The sequence below is a fragment of the Thermus albus genome, assembly GCF_022760855.1.
In the GTDB taxonomy this organism is placed as follows: domain Bacteria; phylum Deinococcota; class Deinococci; order Deinococcales; family Thermaceae; genus Thermus; species Thermus albus.
Genome location: NZ_JAKTNR010000007.1, coordinates 103,467 through 123,646, shown reverse-complemented (window position 1 = coordinate 123,646; position 20,180 = coordinate 103,467). Strand labels below are relative to the sequence as shown.

Annotated in this window: 23 protein-coding genes; 7 read left to right on the top strand and 16 right to left on the bottom strand. The window is 64.3% G+C overall.

The window, feature by feature from the left end; all coding sequences use genetic code 11:
- Positions 1-208: 208 nt before the first annotated feature.
- Genes L0D18_RS08635 through L0D18_RS08620 form a run of 4 tightly spaced genes read right to left on the bottom strand, consistent with a single transcriptional unit; the run spans position 209 to position 2,302 of the window.
- Complete coding sequence (locus L0D18_RS08635; RefSeq protein WP_243028474.1) at positions 209-607, bottom strand: hypothetical protein; 399 nt, start codon at positions 605-607, stop codon at positions 209-211.
- Positions 608-609: 2 nt separating this feature from the next.
- Complete coding sequence (locus tag L0D18_RS08630) at positions 610-894, bottom strand: hypothetical protein (protein ID WP_243028473.1); 285 nt, start codon at positions 892-894, stop codon at positions 610-612.
- Positions 895-903: 9 nt separating this feature from the next.
- Positions 904-1,182, bottom strand: a complete 279-nt coding sequence (locus L0D18_RS08625) for a hypothetical protein (protein WP_243028472.1) — start codon at positions 1,180-1,182, stop codon at positions 904-906.
- Position 1,183: 1 nt separating this feature from the next.
- Positions 1,184-2,302 carry a M20 family metallopeptidase gene (locus tag L0D18_RS08620; protein ID WP_243028471.1) on the bottom strand — a complete coding sequence of 373 codons (1,119 nt, stop codon included), beginning with the start codon at positions 2,300-2,302 and terminating at the stop codon, positions 1,184-1,186.
- Positions 2,303-2,500: 198 nt separating this feature from the next.
- On the opposite strand from L0D18_RS08620, the gene L0D18_RS08615 reads away from it, so the two are divergent.
- Positions 2,501-4,120, top strand: a complete 1,620-nt coding sequence (locus L0D18_RS08615; protein ID WP_243028470.1) for a 30S ribosomal protein S1 — start codon at positions 2,501-2,503, stop codon at positions 4,118-4,120.
- A gap of 374 nt (positions 4,121-4,494) precedes the next feature.
- Here L0D18_RS08615 and L0D18_RS08610 read toward each other — a convergent pair whose 3' ends face one another.
- From L0D18_RS08610 to L0D18_RS08565, 10 genes are all read right to left on the bottom strand, one after another.
- Positions 4,495-5,757, bottom strand: coding sequence for a cytochrome b (locus L0D18_RS08610; RefSeq protein ID WP_243028469.1), 1,263 nt, complete (start codon positions 5,755-5,757; stop codon positions 4,495-4,497).
- Between the two features lie 9 nt (positions 5,758-5,766).
- Positions 5,767-6,402 carry a QcrA and Rieske domain-containing protein gene (locus L0D18_RS08605; protein ID WP_243028468.1) on the bottom strand — a complete coding sequence of 212 codons (636 nt, stop codon included), beginning with the start codon at positions 6,400-6,402 and terminating at the stop codon, positions 5,767-5,769.
- Positions 6,403-6,412: 10 nt separating this feature from the next.
- Complete coding sequence (locus L0D18_RS08600; RefSeq protein WP_243028467.1) at positions 6,413-6,895, bottom strand: cytochrome C; 483 nt, start codon at positions 6,893-6,895, stop codon at positions 6,413-6,415.
- Positions 6,896-6,905: 10 nt separating this feature from the next.
- Complete coding sequence (locus L0D18_RS08595) at positions 6,906-7,634, bottom strand: c-type cytochrome (RefSeq protein ID WP_243028466.1); 729 nt, start codon at positions 7,632-7,634, stop codon at positions 6,906-6,908.
- Positions 7,635-7,722: 88 nt separating this feature from the next.
- Complete coding sequence (locus tag L0D18_RS08590; RefSeq protein ID WP_243028465.1) at positions 7,723-8,490, bottom strand: TIM barrel protein; 768 nt, start codon at positions 8,488-8,490, stop codon at positions 7,723-7,725.
- Between the two features lie 31 nt (positions 8,491-8,521).
- Positions 8,522-9,718, bottom strand: a complete 1,197-nt coding sequence (locus tag L0D18_RS08585; protein ID WP_243028464.1) for an ABC transporter substrate-binding protein — start codon at positions 9,716-9,718, stop codon at positions 8,522-8,524.
- A gap of 91 nt (positions 9,719-9,809) precedes the next feature.
- Positions 9,810-11,000, bottom strand: coding sequence for an ABC transporter substrate-binding protein (locus tag L0D18_RS08580; RefSeq protein ID WP_243028463.1), 1,191 nt, complete (start codon positions 10,998-11,000; stop codon positions 9,810-9,812).
- 10 nt (positions 11,001-11,010) lie between these two features.
- Positions 11,011-11,787: a PaaX family transcriptional regulator C-terminal domain-containing protein gene (locus tag L0D18_RS08575; RefSeq protein ID WP_243028462.1), complete on the bottom strand. Its 777-nt coding sequence runs from the start codon at positions 11,785-11,787 to the stop codon at positions 11,011-11,013.
- On the bottom strand, positions 11,787-13,766 hold the full coding sequence (thrS, locus tag L0D18_RS08570) for a threonine--tRNA ligase (RefSeq protein WP_243028461.1): 1,980 nt from the start codon (positions 13,764-13,766) through the stop codon (positions 11,787-11,789). The genes L0D18_RS08575 and thrS overlap by 1 nt, the downstream gene beginning before the upstream one ends.
- A 166-nt stretch (positions 13,767-13,932) precedes the next feature.
- The gene (locus L0D18_RS08565; RefSeq protein ID WP_243028460.1) at positions 13,933-15,153 is read right to left on the bottom strand and encodes an MFS transporter; all 1,221 of its coding nucleotides are present in this window, start codon (positions 15,151-15,153) and stop codon (positions 13,933-13,935) included.
- On the opposite strand from L0D18_RS08565, the gene L0D18_RS08560 reads away from it, so the two are divergent.
- Together L0D18_RS08560 and L0D18_RS08555 are read left to right on the top strand one after the other, a co-directional pair.
- Positions 15,113-16,081: a tetratricopeptide repeat protein gene (locus L0D18_RS08560; protein ID WP_243028459.1), complete on the top strand. Its 969-nt coding sequence runs from the start codon at positions 15,113-15,115 to the stop codon at positions 16,079-16,081. The genes L0D18_RS08565 and L0D18_RS08560 overlap by 41 nt on opposite strands.
- A 122-nt stretch (positions 16,082-16,203) precedes the next feature.
- Entirely contained in the window at positions 16,204-16,620 is a 417-nt protein-coding gene (locus L0D18_RS08555) for a hypothetical protein (protein WP_243028458.1), read from the top strand.
- Positions 16,621-16,755: 135 nt separating this feature from the next.
- Here the strand turns inward: L0D18_RS08555 and L0D18_RS08550 are convergent, their stop codons facing one another.
- Together L0D18_RS08550 and L0D18_RS08545 are read right to left on the bottom strand one after the other, a co-directional pair.
- A complete protein-coding gene (locus L0D18_RS08550; RefSeq protein WP_243028457.1) occupies positions 16,756-16,956 on the bottom strand; it encodes a hypothetical protein in 201 nt (66 codons plus the stop codon).
- A 13-nt stretch (positions 16,957-16,969) separates the two neighbouring features.
- Positions 16,970-17,593 (bottom strand): hypothetical protein, encoded by a 624-nt coding sequence (locus L0D18_RS08545; protein ID WP_243028456.1) that lies wholly within the window; start codon positions 17,591-17,593, stop codon positions 16,970-16,972.
- Between the two features lie 24 nt (positions 17,594-17,617).
- Between L0D18_RS08545 and L0D18_RS08540 the strand changes: the two genes are divergently transcribed.
- The 4 genes from L0D18_RS08540 to L0D18_RS08525 are packed head-to-tail and all read left to right on the top strand — an operon-like array spanning position 17,618 to position 20,179.
- A complete protein-coding gene (locus L0D18_RS08540) occupies positions 17,618-18,340 on the top strand; it encodes a metallophosphoesterase family protein (protein WP_243028455.1) in 723 nt (240 codons plus the stop codon).
- Entirely contained in the window at positions 18,307-19,116 is an 810-nt protein-coding gene (locus L0D18_RS08535; protein WP_243028454.1) for a DNA polymerase III subunit delta', read from the top strand. The genes L0D18_RS08540 and L0D18_RS08535 overlap by 34 nt, the downstream gene beginning before the upstream one ends.
- Positions 19,113-19,901 carry a PSP1 domain-containing protein gene (locus L0D18_RS08530; RefSeq protein ID WP_243028453.1) on the top strand — a complete coding sequence of 263 codons (789 nt, stop codon included), beginning with the start codon at positions 19,113-19,115 and terminating at the stop codon, positions 19,899-19,901. Before L0D18_RS08535 ends, L0D18_RS08530 begins: the two co-directional genes overlap by 4 nt.
- A gap of 5 nt (positions 19,902-19,906) precedes the next feature.
- On the top strand, positions 19,907-20,179 hold the full coding sequence (locus L0D18_RS08525; protein WP_243028452.1) for a hypothetical protein: 273 nt from the start codon (positions 19,907-19,909) through the stop codon (positions 20,177-20,179).
- Position 20,180: the final 1 nt, after the last annotated feature.

The window sequence follows — 20,180 nt, the reverse complement described above, 5'->3', positions numbered from 1 at the left end:
CCTACTCCAAGTTTCAAGGTCCACGGGGAACGCTGTCCCCAAGGGGATTGTACCACACATCTGCTCCCCACCATGCCATGTGCCACGCAGGGGCACGTGGGGGTCCATGTATCCCCGGTTTGAAAACCGGGGGATTATAGCCCCCCACACCCCCCTTTTCTCTAAGGTATCTAGGGAGCTTGGCGGCATCCTCCACCCCACCTGGGCATTAGTGGAAGAGCTGCCGTATGGCCCTTTCCAACTCTTCCCCGGTCTTGCGGTCCAGGGTGAGCTTAACCTTTAGGGCCACCCGGAGGGCCTCCTCCTCGAGGCTCTCCCGGCTTTGGCATCCCTCCAGCCGGGTTACAAAAGGTTCCGCTTTGGGGCCGAGCCGGGTCTTGAGGAGGCCCACCAGCTTTTGGCAAAGCTCCCTGGGACCCTCCACAGGCAGGATCAGGCCCCGCTTGAGAAGGGCAGCCAGGATGACGTAGGCTTCGTCTCCCAGGCCGCTTTCCCCCACCACCTCCTCCTCGGTGCGCCGGCCGTCGCAGAGGGTGTAGACCCGCCACTCCTCGGGAGTGGGTTTCCAATCGGTTTCCGGAGGACTGGGGTTGCGGCGGAAGACCATGGTTACAAGGAGGCCACGATGGCGTCCACTAGGCGCAGGACCAGGTAGACGAAGACCGCCCCCAGGAGGAGGATCAGGGAAAGTAGGAGCAGGAGGAGGCTACTGGGTTCGCTCCAGGTGAGCACCAGGACTGCCAGGTAGGCCAGGGCGAAGAAGGCGATAAGCGCGAGCATCTGCCCGCCCCTTTCCCCCATGACCCCCCCGGGGATGGCCCGCTTTAGCCGGAACCCGTAGAGGACGTTATAGGCCATCACCACAAGGCCTAGAAGGAGCAGCACTTTTTCCATGGCCCCATTCTAGCCCATCCATTCCCGGATAGGTATAAGCTCACCCCCCTCAACACTTTTCCGCGTGGGACGATAACGGGTATCAAACCAGATCTCCAGCACCGCCCGGTCCAGGCTTTTGGGGGCCACGATTTCCTTGCGCACGTAATAGCCTCCCTCCACGGGGCTTATCTCCATGGATTTGGAGAGCCTGAGCTCCACCACCTCGCCGCTTTGGGTGCGCACCCTAACCCGGAAGGCCAAGGGGCCTTCGGGCTTCACATGGGGATCTGGGCGCAAGAACCACATGCTAGGCCAAAGCGTAGAGGAGTTCCGCCAAGAGGGCCGCGCGACGGGGGATCTCCGAGACCACCACGTACTCGGTCTTCTGGTGGGCATCCCCCCCAAGGAGGCCCAGGCCGTCCAGGGTGGGCACCCCCAAGGCGGCGGTGAAGTTTCCGTCCGAGCCCCCGCCTACCCGGCCTGGGCGTAGGGAAAGCCCCAGGGCTTCCCCAATGGCCCGGGCCTTCTCAAAGAGGGCCAGGCTTTCCGCGGTGGGCTCCATGGGGGGGCGGTTCAGGCCTCCAGAAAGCTCCAGCCTGGCCCCAGGGAGGACAGGGGTCAGATGTTTTAGGCTTTCCTCCACCCGCCTCACCTCCTCCAGGGTCCAGGCCCTGAGGTCTATTTCCACCCAGGCCTCCTCGGCCACCACGTTGCTTACCGTGCCCCCTGCCACCACGTTGGGGCCTAGGGTGGTGCCCTTCTCCCGGTCCTCGAGGGCCGCCACCTTCACGATCTGATGGGCAAGCTCCAGGATGGCGTTTACCCCCTTTTCCGGCTCCACCCCCTGGTGGGCGGCCTTTCCCAAGGCCTTAAGGCGGTAGAGCCCCACCCCCTTTCGGGCCACCTTGGGATCCCCTTCCGCCGTGGGAGGCTCCAGGACCAAAACGGCCCGGGCCTTCTTCGCTGCCGCCTCAATCAGGGGCCGGCTTTCCTTGGAGCCGATTTCCTCGTCGGGGGTGAAGAGGATTTCCAAGGCCGGAAGCCTCCTGCTGCTGGCCTCCGCGTGGCGGAGGGCATAGAGCAGGGCCATGATGCCCCCCTTCATGTCGTAGACCCCAGGGCCCACCGCCCGGTCCCTTTCCAGGCGGAAGGGCTCGGGGAAGCTTCCCTTAGGGTGGACGGTGTCGTAGTGGCAGAGGATGAGGATCGGGGCCCCTTCCCCTTCCCGCTTCAAAAGGAGGATGGGGCCTAGGGGGGTATCTTTACGGGAAAGCCGCCCCTGGAGAGGCCCGAAGGCTTCTTCCAAGAAAGCGGCAGCTTCCTGAAGGCCCTTCGGGTCCTTGGTGGGGGATTCCCGGCGCACGAAGGTCTCGAGGTCCTTTAAAAACTCGGGTAGCTTTGCCTGCATCCAGGCTAGGGTTTCCATGGGCCCATTATGGCGCAACCCCTTGGGGCCTGGTGCCTCTTGGCAAGGGGACCTCCACGTGGTATAAAGGAAGGGTATGCCCTTCGGGGCCGGTTCCCACGGAAGCGGGGAGTGAGGCTTCTCCCCCTCCTTTTCGTGTGGACGTGCGCAAGATGCGCCCGCCTTCCCTAGAAGGCGCGTAAGGAGGAAAGAGGCGGCATGGAAGAAAAGGCGACCCAGGTCAGCGAAGCCAACTTGACCCCAGACAAGGCCTTCAGCATGGAAGAGGCCCTGCAGGAGACCGAGGCCCGCTTGGAAAAACGCGTGCGCCCCGGGCAGGTCCTGACGGGCAAGGTGGTCTTGGTGGGCTCAGAGGGTGTGGCGGTAGATATCGGCGCGAAGACGGAAGGCATCATCCCCTTTAACGAACTTACAGAGAAGTCCCTTCCTGAGCAGGAGTTAAAGGCCCTTCTGAAGCCTGGGGATCTGGTGCGGGTCCAGGTCACCAAGGTAGACCCGGAGACGGGCCAGGTCTTCCTTTCCCGTAAAAGGGTAGAGGCCACGGAGCACTGGGACCGCATCCGGGAGCTTTATGAGAAGGGCGAGCCGGTGACCGTCACCGTGAAGGAGAAGGTCAAGGGAGGCGTGATTGCCGACCTGGATGGTGTATCCGCCTTCATCCCTGCTTCGCAGCTGGACCTCAAGCGCATCCCCAACCTGGATGCCTACGTGGGCCAGCAGATCCTGGTGAAGATCATCGAGTTCCACCGCAAGAAAGGACGGGTTTTGCTTTCCCGCCGGGCGGTGTTGGAAGAGGAGCAAAAGCGGGCCAAGGAGGCCTTTTTCCATAGCCTCCAGCCCGGGCAGGTGGTGGAGGGTACGGTGGTGGACGTCACCGACTTCGGGGCCTTTGTGAACCTGGGTCCGGTGGACGGCCTGGTGCACCGTTCCGAGATCACCTGGGGGCGGTTTAACCACCCCAAAGAGGTGATCCACAAGGGCCAGAAGGTGCGGGCCCAGGTGGTTTCCGTGGACCCGGAGAAGGAGCGGGTGAACCTCTCCATCAAGGCCCTCATCCCCGATCCCTGGGTCACGGTGGCCGAGAAGTACCCGGTGGGAAGCCGTGTCCGGGGCAAGGTGGTGGGCCTCACCCAGTTCGGGGCCTTTGTGGAGGTGGAGCCGGGCCTCGAGGGGCTCATCCACATTTCCGAGCTTTCCTGGACCAAAAGGCCCAAGCACCCCTCCGAGGTGGTGAAGGAAGGGGAGGAGGTGGAGGCGGTGGTCTTGAGGCTGGACCCCGCGGAGCGCCGCCTCTCCTTGGGCCTCAAGCAGACCCAGCCCGACCCTTGGCAACTCCTCACGGAAAAGTATCCTCCGGGCACGGTGGTCAAGGGCAAGGTTACCGGGATCACCGACTTCGGGGTCTTCGTGGAGCTGGAGCCGGGCATGGAGGGCCTGGTCCATATTTCCGAGCTGGACCACGCCCGCATTGAAAACCCCGCCGCCCTCTTCAAGAAGGGGGAGGAGATGGAGGTGGTGGTCCTCAACATAGACCCCGTGGAGCAGCGTATCTCCCTCTCCCGCAAGCGCCTTCTGCCCCCGCCCCCTCCCAAGATGGAGGAAGAGCGGCCCCGCCGGGCCAAGGGCAAGGAGGCCCGGGGCAAGAGGAAGCCCGGACCCCGCCGGGAGGAGCGCCGGGAGTACGAGTACGGGGCCGTGGCCGAGTACAACCTGTACGATGCCTCCGCGGTGCCCACGGCCAGCGCCAGCGTGAAACTGGGGGACCTTTACGGGGACCTTCTGGCCAGCCTGGGCCTCGAGGAGGAAAAGTCCTCTTAGAGAAAAGGGGGGTGTGGGGGGCTATAATCTCCCGGTTTTCAAACCGGGGATACATGGGTCAGCGAAGCTACATTAACTCCCCCACGTGTCCCGTAGGGTCACACGGCACATTTTGCGGTAGGTGTGCTATGATATGCCCGTGGACCAGAAGCACTGTCCACCCATGGCAGGTCACGGGCAAAAGCCCGTATCTTGAGCTTGAGCATAGCGCTCGCCTGCCGCGGAACGGAATTTTCCAGGCTTGGACGGAGCCTTCGGGGATAGGCGCTCCAACCTAGAACCGAGAAGCCTCGCTCTTCAGAGCGAGGAGTCGTCACACCGGAGGGAAACGCTATGGCCCCCACCTGTGGCGGGGGCCCTTCTTCTAACCCTATCTAGGCCTTGTGGGGGGCTTCCTCCTTCCCGAAGAAGATGCGGAGCAGGGTGTAGGAGACGATGTAGGTGAGCAAGGGCCCGCCCAGGACTAGGGTCCAGAGCACGGCGTTGTTCCCCAGGATGGAGCCCTGCTGTTGGAAGTCAATCTTGTACCCGGCTAGGGTGGTCATCAGGAAGAAGACCAGAAGGGCTAGGATCACGCTGGTGCGCACCGGGTGCTCCGAGGGGAGTTCCATGTAGCGCATCTTATCCTTGCGGGTGTCCACGAAGGGCAAGAGGAGGCCCACCAGGCCCAGGATTCCCGGGATCACCACCCCCCCGATGAACTCCGGCCCGATGGTGGCCCCAAATAGGTGGAACTCCCAGGTGGAGGGGATGATCTGCAGGATGCCGTAGATCCAGAGGAAGTACCAGTCGGGCTTGACCGCGGGGGTGTTGGGGGTGGGCGGGCCAAAGGCCTCAATGGGGTGGGCAAGGAAAGCCCCGGCGATCAGGGTCATGATGCCCACGTAAAGGGCGAAGAGGATGCCCATCATCACCAGCTGCTGGGGGTACATGGGCACGCCAAGGATTCTTCCCGGGGCCACCTTTTCCGCATAGCGGGGCTGGGTGTGCTTCTGCTTCATCATGATGGCCATATGCCCCCCGATGAGGGCCATGAGAAGCAGGGGAAGCCAGAGGACATGAAGGCTATAGAGCCTGGGAATGGCCTTCTCGGAACCGGGGAACTCCCCCCCGAACATCACCTGGGCCAAGGTGGACCCCACCCAGGGGATGGAGGCGGCGATGCCGTAGCCGATGCGGGTGGCGGTGACGGCGTAGTTGTCGTAAGGCAGGGCATAGCCCGTGAAGGCGGTGACCACCGCCAGGCCCAAGAGGGCGAGGCCCACCAGATAGTTAAGCTCCCTAGGCTTCTTGTAGGCTCCCGAAAGCAGGATGCGGAGCATGTGCAAGAAGGCGGCAGCGATCATCACGTGGGCCGACCAGTGGTGGAGGCTCCGGATCACCGCCCCGAAGGGGAGGCTATCAATGTAGAGCACGCTGGCGTAGGCCGCGGGCACGGTGCGGCCATCGGGGAGCCTAACCTCCCGGATGGAGGGCTCAAAGTTCAAGGTGAGGAAGATGCCGGTGAGCACCAGGACGATGAAGGCAAAGAGGGTGATCTCCCCCAGGAAGAAGGAGTGGTGTACGGGAAAGGCCTTGCGCAAGACCTTCTGGTAAAGGCCCGTGAGATCTAGGCGTTCGTCTAGCCACTTGTACATGGTTGCCCCCTAGACGTGCGCGTGCGAGCAGAAGCCTCCGTCCGCCTTAACCCCTACCTCACCCAGGAACTCTCCCGCAGCTACCAGGACGCCGTCTTCTACCTTAAGGGGAAGCTGGGGTACGGGCCTGGGGGGTGGCCCGGCGATAACCTTGGCCCCCTGGGCGAATTCGTAGACGCCACCGTGGCAAGGGCAGAGGCCCGCTTTCTTGTCCGCCACCCACTGGCTTATGATGCACCCCAGATGGGTGCAGACGGCGGAAAAGGCCACCACGCCTTCCACGCTGTGCTGGGCTACCTCGGGGGAGAGCTCCTCGGGGCGATAGTGCACCACCAAAACGGTGTTCTTGGCCTCGCCGCTTTTTACCACCTTGGTCTTGGGGTCCATGGGATAGGCCAAGACAAAGGGATCGCCGGGCTTCAGCTCCTCGAGGCGGATGGGCTTGGGCTCCCCTCCCCCTTGGGCGTAGACCAGGATGTCCCCCGGCTTCAAGGGCTCCTTCTCTGGGGTCACCTCGGCCTTGGGGCGCAGGCTGGCCCCCACGTAGAAGGCGGAGACCAGGGAAAGGCCGATTCCGGTGCCGATGGCGGTCTTCAGGAAAAGCCGCCGACGGGATCGTTGCAAGCGGATTTCGCGTTCGTCCATACCTCACCTCTTACCAGGGGAAGTGGCTTTTCTCCTCCTCGGTAACCACCTCATCCCGGCCAAAGTACTTCTTGTAGATGCCCAAAAGGACCGCCACCACCAGGCTGATGGCCCCGAAGACCAGGCCCTGGAGCCAGGTGGGGTTGTGCCCGGTCTGGGCGGAGTAGACGATGAGGCGGACGAAGAAACCGGAAAGGGCCGTAAGGAGGAGGACCAGGATTACCCCGGCCACCATGGGGGCGGTGGAGGGGGTGGGGAAATGGCGCCCAGGGCGAAGTTCTATGCCCTCCAGCCAGTAGGAAACCAGGCCGATGAGGCCGTAGAGGAGAAAGACGGCGCCAAAGGCCATCAGGCCGATCTGGCCCACGGAGAGCTCCTCCGGGGTGTGGCCCAGGAGGCGGGCGATATGGAGCCCATCCTGGTAGGCCGTGTAGAAGAGGCCTAAGGCTAGGATGAGGGCGAAGGTGGGGAGGATGGGGTCGTTGCGGTACATGCTTCCCTCCTTACTCCACCGGGCCGAAGCTGTTGCCGAAGCTGTTGCGGATGTAGGTGGCCACGGCCTTAAGTTCTTCTTCCGTGAAGGCCGCACCCACCGCCGGCATAGCCCCGCGCCCGTTCTTTACGGTGTCTAAGATCAACTGCGCGTCCTTTAGGTTAGGATTCCCCGCTAAGGCCGGGAAAGCTGGGGGCATCCCCTGACCGTTAGCCTGGTGACAGGCAGCGCAGTGGGCCTCGTAGATGGACTTACCCTTCTCCATGAGGGCTTGGTCTACTCCTGCCGCGGCCTGGCTGCTCCCTTCCTTGGGAGCTTGAGCCTCCTGGGCCGGCGGGGCTACCTGGGCCACCACGGTTTCCGCGGCTGGGCTTAGGGCGAAGTAGGCCCAGATGCCGCCCAACACGATCACCGAGGCCACCACGTACCAGATGGGGTTGAAGCGCACTGGCTCCACGGGGAGCTCGGGTTCCCCCACCGCCAGGCGGAGCTCGAGGGTCCCCGCCACCTCGCTCCCCTCGTCCAGGCCCAGGACCATCACGTCGGGGTAGTTGTTTACGGTGAAGGGAATCTCCCTTATCTCCTCGCCTCCCCCACGGAAATGGGTCACCACCCGTAGGACGTGCTCCCCATCCGGGATCTTTCGGGTGTCCAGGTTCAGCCGGTAAGGGGGTTCCTTGAGAACCGCCAGGGGTTCGCTGGCCCCATCCAGGTACACCTCAATCCGGTCTACGACCATTCCGCCTCCCTTTGTGAAGGGGGGTACAAACCCCCACTTCACTACTATAAGCGTACCCCGCCAAGGACATGTGTCCCGCTTATGGCGTTCAGGAAGCCGTGAGGACCTGAAGGCGAACCAGGCTTTGCCGCACCCCTAAGGCGCTTCCGCCCACCTCGAGGGCCGCGGTATTGGGGAATGTCCTTAGGCGGGGAACTAGCCTCTCCCATGGAACCATTCCGGTTTCCACCGGCAAATGATCGTCTCTGTGGCCGTGGTTGTCGTGGAGGTGCAGGTGAAGAAGCCTATCCCCCAACTCCTCCCAGTAGAGGAGGGGCCCCCTAGGGCCCAGTTCCACCAACGCATGGCCCACGTCCAGGCAGAAGCCATACTGAGGGAAACGCTCTAAGAGGGCCTTTAGCTCTTCCGGACCCCGGAGGAGGTCCTCCGGGGAAAGGGCCAGGTTTTCCAAAGCCACAGGAAAGGGAAGGGGGAGGAGGGCGGAGAGGGTCTTTTCCAAGGCCTCCCGGGCCAGGCTTAAGGCCATGGGGTGGCGCACGGGCACCTGGCCGGTGTGGAGCACGCCCACCTTGGCCCCCAGGGCCTCGCCGAACTCCAGGGCCCGCTTCAGGCGCTCCTCCGCCAAGGCGCGGACGCTGGGGATGAGGCTGGCCGGGTTCATCTCCACGAAGGGCAGGTGCAGGGTGAACCCCACCCCTAAGGCCTCGCCCGTGGCCCGGAGGGTTTTAGCATCGGGAAGGGGCAGGACCTCGTGCAGGTCGTAGGGAACCTCGAGGTCCAGCCCCAGCTCCGCTGCCAGGCGGAAGGCCTCCTCGTAACCCATCTCCGCATTAAAGGGACTAAAGCCTAGGCGCATCCCTGCCATTTTAGGGGGTTTGCCAGGGGCGTTACCGGATGGCCTCCGCTTTTTTCTGGGCCTCCTCCAGGGCTCGCTGGGGAGGTACGCCGCCCTTTAGGGCCTTTTCCAGGGCCTCGGCCAGGACGCTGGCCCAGGCGGAGAACTGGGGGATGCGGGGCCGCTCCTGGGCATAGGCGATCTGCTCAAAGGCCACCTTGCGGAAGGGGTTTTCCCGATAGAAGCCCTCCAGGAGGGGGATGGCCGACTTGCGCACCGGGACGTAATAGCTGGCCTCCACCCAGCGGGCCACGTTTGCAGGTTCCATCAAGTATCTCCAAAACTCCAGGGCTCCCCGCACCTGGGCTTCCGTGGCCCCCCGCAGGACCACCAGCTGGGCTCCACCCATGGGCACCCTTCCCCCGGGCTCCCGGGGCACGGGGGCCACCCCCAGGGTGAAGGCGAAGGAGAAGTTCTCGGCCGCGGGCCAGTTGGCGATGGAGGCCATGACCATCATGCCCTTGGTGCGCACGAAGTCCAGCTGGGCGAAGGTGGCCTCGGCCATGTTCCTTGCGGAAAGGGCCCCCGCCTTGTTCAGGCGCCATAGCATCTCCAGGGCTTCCAGGGCCTCTTTGGAGGTAAAGTTGGGTTTACCTTCCCGCACCAGGTTCCCGCCCCGACTGGTCACCATGGCCTCAAAAAGCCAGGCCTGGGGGTCGGTGACGAAGATGAAGCCCTTCGCCTGGCGGGAGGTAAGGGCCTTGGCCACCTCTTCAAACTCCTTCCAGTTCCTTGGGGCCTTAAGCCCTTTGGCCCGGAAGACATCCAGGTTGTAGAAGAGAACGGGGGTGGAGGTATTCAGGGGAAGGCCGTAACGCTTGCCGTCCATGACCCCGTAGTTCCAGGCGGGTTCAAAGAGGTCTTCCAGGAAGGCCCGGTCTAGGTTCAAGTAGGCGTCCAGGGCCACGGCCCGGCCTTCCCCCACGAGCCGGGGGAAGAAGCTGATCTCCGCCTGGAAAAGCACGGGTTGGCTCCCCGTGCGCAGGGCCGCCACCAGTTTGGTTTCCGTATCCCGGTAGTCCCCCGCGTACTGGGGGCTGACCCGGTAAAGCCCTTGCCGGGTGTTGAACTCCTGGGCGAAGCTGGAGAGAAGCCGGCCCGCGGGGCCATCCATGGAGTGCCAGAAGGAGACCTCCACCTGGGCTAGGCCGGGAAGGAGGAAGAGGACCAGGGCAACCAGCTTTTTCATGGAGGGGATTTTACCACCCTCCTTGTCAGAGGGGTATCAGGCCTTTTCTCCCCCCACCGGGCGCCGCAGGTGCCCAGATAAAGAAGGTGCCCTACCGCCTTTCCACCGCCAGGGCTTTTTTCTGGGCCTCCTCGAGGGCCGCCAAGGGCCTTACCCCCTGTTTGAGGCTCCTTTCCAAGGCCTCTTCCAGGTAGCTATACCAGACCACCAGCTCCGGGTCCTGGCTCCAGGGACGCCCCACCTCCGCCTGGGCGAAGACCGCTTGCCTTTCGGGATCTTTCAGGAAATCGGCCAGCTCCCTTTCCGCCTCCTTCCTGAGGGGTAGGTACCAGGTGGTGCGCACCCACCCCGCTTGGCGTTTGGGTTCCAGGAAGTGGAGCCAGAAGGCCACCGCCCCCCGGGCCTGTTCGGGGCTTGCCCCTTTGAGCACCGCCAAGGCCGCCCCGGAAAGGGGCACCGCACCCCCTTCCCGCCTCGGCAGGGGGGCTAGGCCCACAGCGAAGGGTAAGGAGGTTTGGGAGAGGACCACGGGCAGGGCCGTGGTGGGCCCGATGCCCATGAAGGCCTTGGTACGCAGGAAATCGGCCACGGCAAACTGGGCCTCGGCCAGGTTCCTGGCCTGGGCATGCCCCTTCTGCACCATGCGGTAAAGCATCTCCAAAGCCTCCACCACCTCCTTGGAGGTGAAGGCGGGAAGGCCATCCTTCACCAGGCTTCCCCCCAGGCTCATGACGATGGCGTTGAAGCTCCAGATGTCCGTGGAGATGACAAGCCCCTTGCTGGTGCGGCTGGTGAGCCTACCGGCGGCCTCCTCCACCTCGGCCCAGGTCCTGGGGGGCCTAAGGCCCCGGGCGCGGAAGGCATCCTTGTTGTAGTAGAGGGCGGGCACGGAAAGCCCCAGGGGAAGGCCATACGTTTGGCCCCGGACCTGGGTGGTTCGCAGCATCTCCGGGTAGAGGTCCTTGGGCAGGTTTTGCAGGTAGGGGTTCAGGGCCAAGGCTACCCCTTCCTGGGCCAAGCGGGGCAGGAAGGAAAGCTCCCCGTGGAAAAGGACCGGGGCCCCTCCCGAGCGCAAAGCGGCCAGGAGCTTTACCCCCGCTTCCCGGTAGTCCCCCACGTACCGGGCTTCCAGGCGGTAGGTGCGCTGGGAGGCGTTGAAGCTTTGGATGGCTTCCTCCAGCACCACGTTTCCTGGGGGGCCTGCCGTATGCCAAAAGGGGATGACCACCTGGGCCTGAGCGAGGGAAAAAAGGACCAGGGGCAGGGAGAGAAGCCGCCTCATGCCCTAAAGGTTACCGGGCCTGGGGTGAGAGGGCTGAGAAGGGAAGGGAAAGCTCCTTAAGAAAGGGCTCGGCCCTACGGTAAAGGACCTCCCGGAGGGCCAGGAAGCGTTCCCTTGCTGCCAAGCCGGGGAAGTTGGGGGGAAGAAGCTCTGGGGGCAGCAGGGGGTCTAGGAAAAGGAGCTTGCGCATCTCGTGTACCAACCGGGTGAGGGCCTGGAAGGCCCCAAGGGGGTCTTCGGGCACCCCTTGGGGAAAGAGGGCCTGGTAGTGGGCGGAAGCTTCCTCCAAGGGGAAGGCCCGCAAGACCTCTTCCTTGGCCCCCAGGTGCTCCGCCCGGAAAAGGGTGGCGGAAAGCCCGTAAAAGGCGAGAAGCTCCCGGGTGGCGGCAGGGTCCACCCCTGCCCCCAGGTAGACCCCGCTTTGCAGGCTACCGTAGCCCAAAAGGGCCATCTCCCGCCGAAAGCGCTCCCTCTCCCCCCGTTCCTTGGGACCTTCCGGCAGGACCAGGAGGAAACGCCCGTCCCAGGGGCTGGGGGGGTCGTAGAGGCGTTTCCGCACCTGGCGCACCTGCCAGTAGACCCGGTCGGAAAGGGCGTAGTAGGCCAGCCTTCCCAGCCGCCGGGGCTCCACCCAGCCCCTTTTGGCGCTCCGGGAAAGGGCCGCCCGCACCGCAGCCTCGGAGAAGCCCAAGACCTCCATCATGGCGATAAGGTCCCGCACCGGGGCACGCCTTTCCGGGTAGACATATTCCAAAAATATGGTGAAAAGGGTGGATCTCGCCCGCATCAGAAGGCTGGCTCCAAAAGGCGTTCCCTGTACTCCTTGAGGGCCCCCTCGAGGAAAGCCGCCAAGGGCATGGTCCCCAGGTTCCCCCGAAGCCGCCTGCGGACGCTCACCGTGCCCTCGGCCTTTTCCTTGTCCCCCACCACCAGGATGTAGGGCACCTTCCCCACCTCGGCGTCGCGGATGCGGGCCTGCATGCGCTCAGGGCGCAGGTCGGCTTCGGCCCTGAGGCCCGCCTCTTTGAGCTTAGAGACCACCTCCTTGGCGTAGTCCTCCTGCTTTTCCGAAACCGGGACCACCACCATTTGCACCGGGGAAAGCCACAGGGGGAAGTTCCCGGCAAAGTGCTCTATCAGGATGCCGATGAAGCGCTCCAAGGAGCCGAAGGGGGCGCGGTGGATCATGACGGGGCGGTGCTCGGCCCCATCCGGCCCCACATACGTGAGGCCGAAGCGCTCGGGCAGGTTGTAGTCCACCTGGATGGTACCCAGCTGCCACTCCCTGCCCAAGGCGTCTTTGACCACGAAGTCCAGCTTGGGGCCATAGAAGGCGGCATCCCCTTCCTCCACCGTGTAGTGAAGGCCGGCTTCCAAGGCCGCCTCCTCAATCTGCCTTTCCGCCAAGGACCATTTGGCCTCGTCGCCCACGTACTTTTCGTTTTTGGGGTCCCGGGTGCCGATACGGGCTCTATAGTCCTTTAGGCCCAGGGTGGAAAGCACCTTCAGCACCAGATCCAAGACCCCTAAGAACTCCTCCTTCACCTGCTCAGGGGTGCAGAAGAGATGGGCGTCGTCCTGGGTGAAGCCCCGAACCCGCGTGAGGCCCAGAAGCTCCCCCGCCTTCTCGTAGCGGTAGACGGTGCCGAACTCGGCAAGCCTTAGGGGAAGCTCCCGGTAGGAGCGCTTCTTAAAGGCATAGATGCGGATATGGTGGGGGCAGTTCATGGGCTTCAGGAGGTACTCCTCCTCCTCGCCCCGCTCCTTAAAGCTGATGGGAGGGAACTGGCTTTCCGCATAGTAGGGGTAGTGGCCGCTGGTCCGGTAGAGCTCGAGGCTCCCGATATGGGGGGTGGTGACCAGCTGGTAGCCCCGCTTTACCTGCTCCTCCCGCATAAAGGCAACCAGTTCCTCGCGGATCACGTTGCCCTTGGGAAGCCATAGCACCAGACCCTTCCCCACCATGGGGTCTATGAGGAATAGTTCCAGCTCCCGTCCCAAGCGGCGGTGGTCCCGCTTCTTGGCCTCCTCCAGTTGCCAGAGGTACTCTTTGAGCTCCTCCGCAGTGCGGAAGGCCACCCCGTAGACCCGTTGCAGCATGGGCCTGGTTTCGTCCCCCCGCCAGTAGGCCCCGGCCACGTGGGTGAGCTTGAAATGGGGAGGGATGCGGCCCGTGGAGGGCACATGGGGCCCGCGGCAGAGGTCGGTGAAGCCGTAAGTCTCGTCCCCCTGCTGGTAGAAGCTGATCTCCTCCTCCTCGGGCAGGTCCAGGATGAGCTCGGTCTTGTAGGGGTCCTGGCCCTGGTAGCGGGAAAGGGCCACCTCCCGGGGCAACACGTAGCGGCGCAAGGGGAGGTCTTTGGCGATGATGGCCCGCATCCTTTCCTCTATGGCGGGGAGGTCTTCCTCGGAGATGGGCTCGGGGGCGTCTATGTCGTAGTAGAAGCCCTTTTCTATCACCGGCCCCACCCCTAGCTTCACGCTTTCCGGATCGTAGCCCTTTTCGGCAAAGAACTCCTTCACCGCCTGGGCCAGCACGTGGGCCAGGGTGTGGCGGAAGAGGAGCTGGTACTCGGGGTCCTTCTCGGTGAGGATCTTGACCTGGGCCCCCGGGGGAAGGGGCTTGAGGAGGTCGTAAAGCTCCCCGTTCACCAAGGCGCCCACGGCGGCCTTGGCCAGCCCCGGGCCTATGGCCCGGGCCACGTCCCAGGCGGTGGCGCCCTCCTCCACCTCGAGGGCCTTTCCATCCGGTAGGTAGACCACCATGGACCCTACTATACACAGCCCGGTGGCCGGTTGGGACCGGCCCAGCTTAGGCCCGAACCCCCTTTGAGGCCCTGGGGTAGGCCGGCGAAAACCTTTCCCGCGCGCTAGGGGAAGCCCCTGGTCCCTAGGGGGCCTGGAAGGCGGTCTTCCAGCTGGGGGTGAGGCCTTATCCCTCTTGCGGCAACTTCCTGCCCGCATAAAGGGCCCAGGCGTAGAAGAAGGCCGCCAGGAGGAAGAGGGTGGGAAAGCCCAACCGGTCCGATAGCCATCCTCCCAGCACGGTAGAGAAGGCAAAGAGCCCGGCCACGGTGTTGGCGAGGCCGATATGGGCGCTGCGTTCCTCCGGGGGGGCCAGGTTTAGAAGGTAGGTGGTGGTGGCAAGGCCCAAGGCGGCCAAGTAGGCTCCTTGCAGCAGAAAGACCAGGCCAAAAAAGGGGGGAGGCAGGAGAAGGGCCAGAAGGGGAGCGAAAAGGGCTAGGAACGACCCAGCCTGAAGCACCCCCTTGGAGCTACGCTTTCCCAGCTTGGCCCAAAGCAGGTTGGAAAGGGTGAAGGAGAGGGCATAAAGGGAGAGGTAAAGCCCAAGCTCCTTCCCTTGGCCCAAAGCCCGCACGGCGTACACCGCATAGAAGGGCTCGGCCATACCGGCTAGGCCCAGGAGAATGCGCACCCGTAGGTAGCGGCGGAAGCCGGGTTTTTGCAGGGGGAGCCAAAGGTCAAGCTTATGGGTCCTGGGGGGTTCCTCGGGTTCCTCCGTGAGGCCAAAGAGGTACCACCCCAGGCCGAAGGCCAAGGCTCCTAGGGCGAAGAGGAGGGCGTAGGGCAGGGGAAAGGGGAGGGGAAGGGCCAGGATTTCCCGCACCCCAAACCCCGCCAGGAAGGCCAGGAGCCCTCCCACCAGGTTCCGGGCGGAAAAGAGGTGGGCCCGGCGCTCCTTGGGGGTGGTCTTGGCCACCACCTCCCAGAAGGGAAGGCTGGAAACCCCAGTGAAAAGGGCGTTCAAGAGAAGCCCGAGGAGGAAGCCCGTTAGGAGCAGGCCAGGCCAGCTCCCCAGGGAGAAGGCGGACAAGGCCATGAGAAGTACTCCGGAAAGCCTTAGGGCAGCAACCCGCCGGTACAGGAGGATTTTCCGGGGAAACCGGGCCACGTAGGAGGCCAAAAAGGCCTGGGGGATCATGCCCCCCGCCTGGAGCAAGGCGGGCAGAAGGCCGATCAAGGCTCCCGGGGCCCCCAGCTTGGCGGCGAAGCTGGTGAGAACGATGTTGGGGTTTAAAAGGGTATCCCCCAGCCACACCGACCAGCCGTTGAGCACCGCTAGGCGGTAGTTCCTTTCCCTAAGGTCTAAGATGGTAAGGATGCTGCTTCCTTCTCTTGGGCCCTTCCACATCCTGCATCCACGCTACAACGCCGCCACCGTTTTGGCCCTTTTGGAGGAGGCCCGCCCCAAGGTTGTGTACCTGGCCTCCCACTCAGAGGTGGAACTGGAAGGGGGCCTTTGGCGGGAGGAAGACCCGCTTCTTTTCCATCTCCTGCCTTGGGCGGAGGAAAGGGGAATCCCGGTGGTGGCCCTGGACGAGGAGGCGCACCTCAAAGGGGAGGCCGAGGCTTTCCGCCAGGCCCTGGCCCAGCATCCCTTGGGCAAGCCCCATCTGGAGAGGATGCGGGGTTTTGACCAGGAGCTTTTGCAGCTACTTAGGCTTCCCCTTACCCCAGAGGACCTAGGCTCCGAGGGCTTCCTCTCCCGCTTACGCCAGGTGTATGGGGGTTTCGTTCAGGCTTTTGGGGAAGGGCCAGCCACGGGGTTTCGGGCCAGGCGGATGGAGGGGGTGGTGAAGGCCCTAAAGGGCAAGGAGGGGGCGGTGGTAGCCGAGCTTCTGGACTACCTTTTCCTTTCGGAGCGCTTGCCCTTGGCCTTGCCCAAGGTCCATGAGCCCACGGAGGCCGAGCGCCAAAGGGCCCTTTTGGATCGGGCCTGGCAGCTTAAGGAAGGGGACGACTGGGTAGGGCTTCTGGAGGGGCTTTTCCAGATTGGAAGTCCTGAGGCCCTTTACCTGGCGGCCCAGATCTACCTGGCAGCGGGGGAGTGGCGGGAGGCCCTGGCCCTCATGGAGGAGGTCTTCCGCATGGACTTCCAGCACCCCGGGTATCTTCCGGGCTACGTGTTGGCGCGTTTCGGCCAACTCCTGGACCTGGCGGGGGAAAGGGAACGGGCCTTGAGGGCCTACCGGGGGGTTTTGGCCCTCTCCTGGGCCCCTGAGGAGGCGAGGTCCGTTGCCTTGGCGGGATTGAGAAGCCCGTTTCGGCTTCCTTCCTGATGGTCCCAGGAGGGGAAAGGAGGCTTGGCCAGCCTAGGGCCCAGAGTGGGACTTTGGGACAGCCCACCAGGCTCCCAAGAGTCGGGGCATTTGTCCCGGGAGCCGTTGCCTAAAATGCAAGCATGGAGGTGGAGATTCGCCGGGCTCGCCACGCGGCCTATCTCCGCTTGGCGGCGGCCCATGCGGGCCCCTTGGGGCCGGCCCTTTTAGGGCACCCTGAGCTGGCTCCCCTTTACTCTAAGGCTTATGCCGCTTGCCGAGGGGCCAAGGAGCTGCCCTGCGCGGGGGTTGGGGGAGAGCCGCGGGCGTGTGTGGTGCGGCGGTTAGAGCACCTGGCCTACAGTGCCCTGCGCGGGGGCAAGCGCCGGCGGGAGCAGGAGAAGGCTATGGTGGAGGGGCTTTTGGTTTGCGTGGCCCATCTGGCCCAGGAGTTTCCACCGGAGTTTGCTCCTATCCTCGAGGCCACCCGGAAGGCCCTGGAGAGGGACCTGCAGTACCTTAAGGGCCTGGCCCAGGATAAGCCCCTACCCGTTTCCTAGCCCTGGCCTCCTTGGGACTTCTACCTGCTAGGCATGGAGCCCCGATGGGCCGGGGTCTAGCGAGCCTCTGCACGAACGGATGGCATCCCCCCGGACGGGGCTGGGAGGTGGAAGGGGCTTAAGCCCCTGGCCAGGCTAGAGCAGGTGGTGCATCTTGCCCAGGACCAGCATCACCGCCACGGTGCTGGCAGCCAGGATGATGAGCATCAGCATGAAAAGGATGAAGCGGAGGTCAAAGGTTTCCCCTTCGGTGGTCAGGATGCGGGGATTTAGGATCAGGTAGAAGAGCAGGGTAACCAAGGCCGCTCCCATGGCAAACAGCACGATATACACCATATTCTCCCTCCCGTTACCAGAGGCTGAAGAGCGCCTCCAGGCTTGCCCGTAAGTTTACCAGACCCACCCCGTAGGTGGGAATCCCCAAGGCTAAACCCACGCTTCCCCAATAGGGCCCTGGGCTTATGGGTAGGTTCAGGGGAAGAGAGGGGCTTTCCCAAGGGGCATAGGCCCGCACCTCCCGGTAGAGGAGGCCCGTGGGGGCTGCCACCTGGAGGGTCAGGGGTTCCCCTTCGGCTTCCAGGAGTAGCCAGCCCTCGGCGGTTTCCTTGGCTCCGGGGAAGCTCTGGCCTAGGCCCTCTCCGGGAAAGGCCAAGAGGAGGCGGTCGGGGCGGGTTCTTTCCAGAAGGTGGGCCAGGGGAGCCCGGGTGGGGCCGGTAAGGGGGAGGCCTTCCAGGGTGGGGGAAAGGGGGGAGGGGTCCAGGGCGAGAAGAATCCGCCCCCGAAAGCGGAGGCCGTTTAGGGCCCGTAGCACGGCCAGGGCCTCTTCGTAGGGGGCGTGGAGGAGGTAGGTCTTTCCTCCCCGGGCACCTTCCAGGTAACAGTAGAGGGTACCGAACTCGTCCAAGCCCGCCCTCACGTGTTCCGAGAGGACCTCGAGGTCCGCAGAAAGCTGTTCCAGCAGTGAGGAAACCATAGCCCTCATGGTATTCTAAAGGCCGTGCGTTACCTGGTCCTCTCCGACATCCACGGCAACTGGCCCGCCCTGGAGGCCGTGCTGGAGGCCGCACCCCCCTTTGACCGGGTGCTTTTCCTGGGGGATGCCGTGGGCTACTACCCGGATGGGGACCGGGTGTTGGACTGGCTCATGGAGGTGGAGGCCCAGTGCGTTCTGGGCAACCATGACGCCTGGCTTCTAGCCTTGGACCGCCTGCCAAAGGAGGGGGTGATCCTGGAGATCCTGGCCTGGCAACGGAAGAGGCTTTCCCAAAGGCACCTGGATTTCCTCGCCTCCTGGCCCTGGCAGAAAGAGGTGGATGGGGCGTTTTTGGTGCACGGCAGCCCCTGTGACCCCCTGGAGTACCTGGATGAGCTGGAACTGGCCCGCCAGGCCTTCGCCTGTACCGAGCACCGCCTCACCTTTCACGGGCACACCCATCTGGCGGGAGCTTTCTTGGAGCTTTCCGGACCCCGCCCCTGGGTGCGCTACCAGCGCTTCACCCAGGGAGGGGAGCTCCTCCTGCCCCCCACGGTGCGGGCCTTGGTGAATCCGGGTTCCGTGGGCCAACCCCGTGACCATGCGCCGGGGGCGGCCTTTGCCCTGTGGGAAGGGGACCGGATCTCCTTTTTCCGGGTGGATTACGACCTGGAGGCAGTGGCCCACCGCCTGGCGGAGGAAGGCTTTCCCCCATGGCTCTACACCCGGCTGACCCTTGGGGAATAATCGGCCACGAGGCCGTTTTGGAGCTGTTGCCCCGGCTTGGGGCCTCCACCTTGCTCTTCTCGGGTCCGGAAGGGGTGGGGAGGCGCCGGGTGGCCCGTTGGTATGCCTGGGGGCTCAACCGGGGGTTTCCCCCCCCTGCCCTGGGGGAGCACCCCGACCTCCTGGAGATCGGCCCCAAGGAGCGGGGCCTGAAGGGGCAGGGGGAGATCCGCCTCGAGGAGGTGGAACCCCTTTTTGCCTGGTTTGCCACCCATCCCCGGGAGCGGGTCAAGGTGGCCATCCTGGACTCGGCCCACCTCCTCACCGAGGCTGCGGCCAACGCCCTGTTGAAGCTTCTGGAAGAACCTCCTTCCTACGGGCGCATCGTCCTCATCGCCCCAGGCCGCGCCACCCTTCTTCCCACCCTGGCCAGCCGGGTCCTGGAGGTGGCCTTCCCTCCGGTTCCCGCGGAGAAGCTTTACCCCTTGACCCAGGATCCCGAGCTGCTGGCCTACGCCGCTGGGGCCCCGGGCCGTCTTTTGCGGGCGCTGGCAGACCTCCCGGCCTTCCGGGCCCGGATGGAAAAGGCCAAGGAGGTGGGGCGCAGGCCGCCTTTGGTAAAGGTGGCCCTCCTTAAGGAGCTTCTAGAAGAAGAGGAGGGATTCTTCGCCCTCTACACCGCTTTTCGCCACTCGCCCCGGGCGCTTTTGGCCCTAGAGGCGGCCCGGGAAGCCTTGGAGCGCTATGTGAGCCCGGACCTGGTCCTGGCCCGCTTGGCCTTAGACTTGGAAACATGACCGTGGGCGTTCGCTTGCACGCCGACTTGCGCCGGGCCCGCACCCCTGTCCTGCGCTATTTCCGCTTCTGGGGGGAACCGCCACCCCTCGAGGCCTATGTGGTGGTGCGCACCAGCCGGGGACTGGAGGTGGGAAAGGTGCGCACCCCGCCCCGCAAGGAGAAGGAGGCGGGGGAGGTGGTGCGCCTGGCCACCAAGGAGGATCTGGATGTGGCCTCGAGGCTTCGGGCCAAGGCGGAGGAGGCGGCCTTTTACCTGCGGGCCCGTCTTCAGGAAGAGGGGGTGAGGGCTAAGGTGCTGGGGTGCGACTTCACCCTGGACGGCCGCCACCTTTCCGTGCACTACGCTGCGGAGGAGCGGGTCAACCTCCGGCGCTTTACCCGGGAGCTTGCCGAACGCTTTGGGGCCCGGGTGGAATTCCTGGCGGAGGGCCCCCGGGAGGAGGCCGCCTATCTGGGAACCTTGGGGGCTTGTGGGATGGAGAGTTGCTGCTCCACCTGGCTCCAGGGCTTTGCCCAGGTGTCCATCAAACTGGCCCGCGACCAGGGGCTTCCCCTAAGCCCGGAGAAGATCTCCGGCCCCTGCGGCCGGCTCCTTTGCTGCCTGGCCTATGAGCACCCGGTATACCAGGAGCTTCTGGCGGAACTTCCCCGCAAAAATGCCCGGGTCTGCACCAAGGCCGGAGTCTGCGGGAAGGTGCAGAAGGTGAATCCCTTGAAGGGGACGGTGGAGGTTTTGCTGGAAGAGGGGAAGACGCTGGAGGTACCCAAGGAGGAGCTGGCCTAACGGGGATGAGCCGAGCCCAGGTTTTTGCCCTTTGGGTGAGCCGGATGGCCTTGAACCGCCAGGGCACCGAGGCCCAGGTCTTTCTGCGAACCCCTTTGGGGGAGGGTTTTCTTTACCTGCGCTCGGATGGCTTCGCCCACTTTGTCCAGGGCCTGGCCGGGGAGGAAGTGGTGGACTTCACCCTGGGCAGGGGGCAGGTGATCCTTCGCTTCCAAGACGGCAGTACCCTCACCCTAGGCCACCGCTTTGGGCAGCTGGCCAAAACCTGGACCCCGTGAC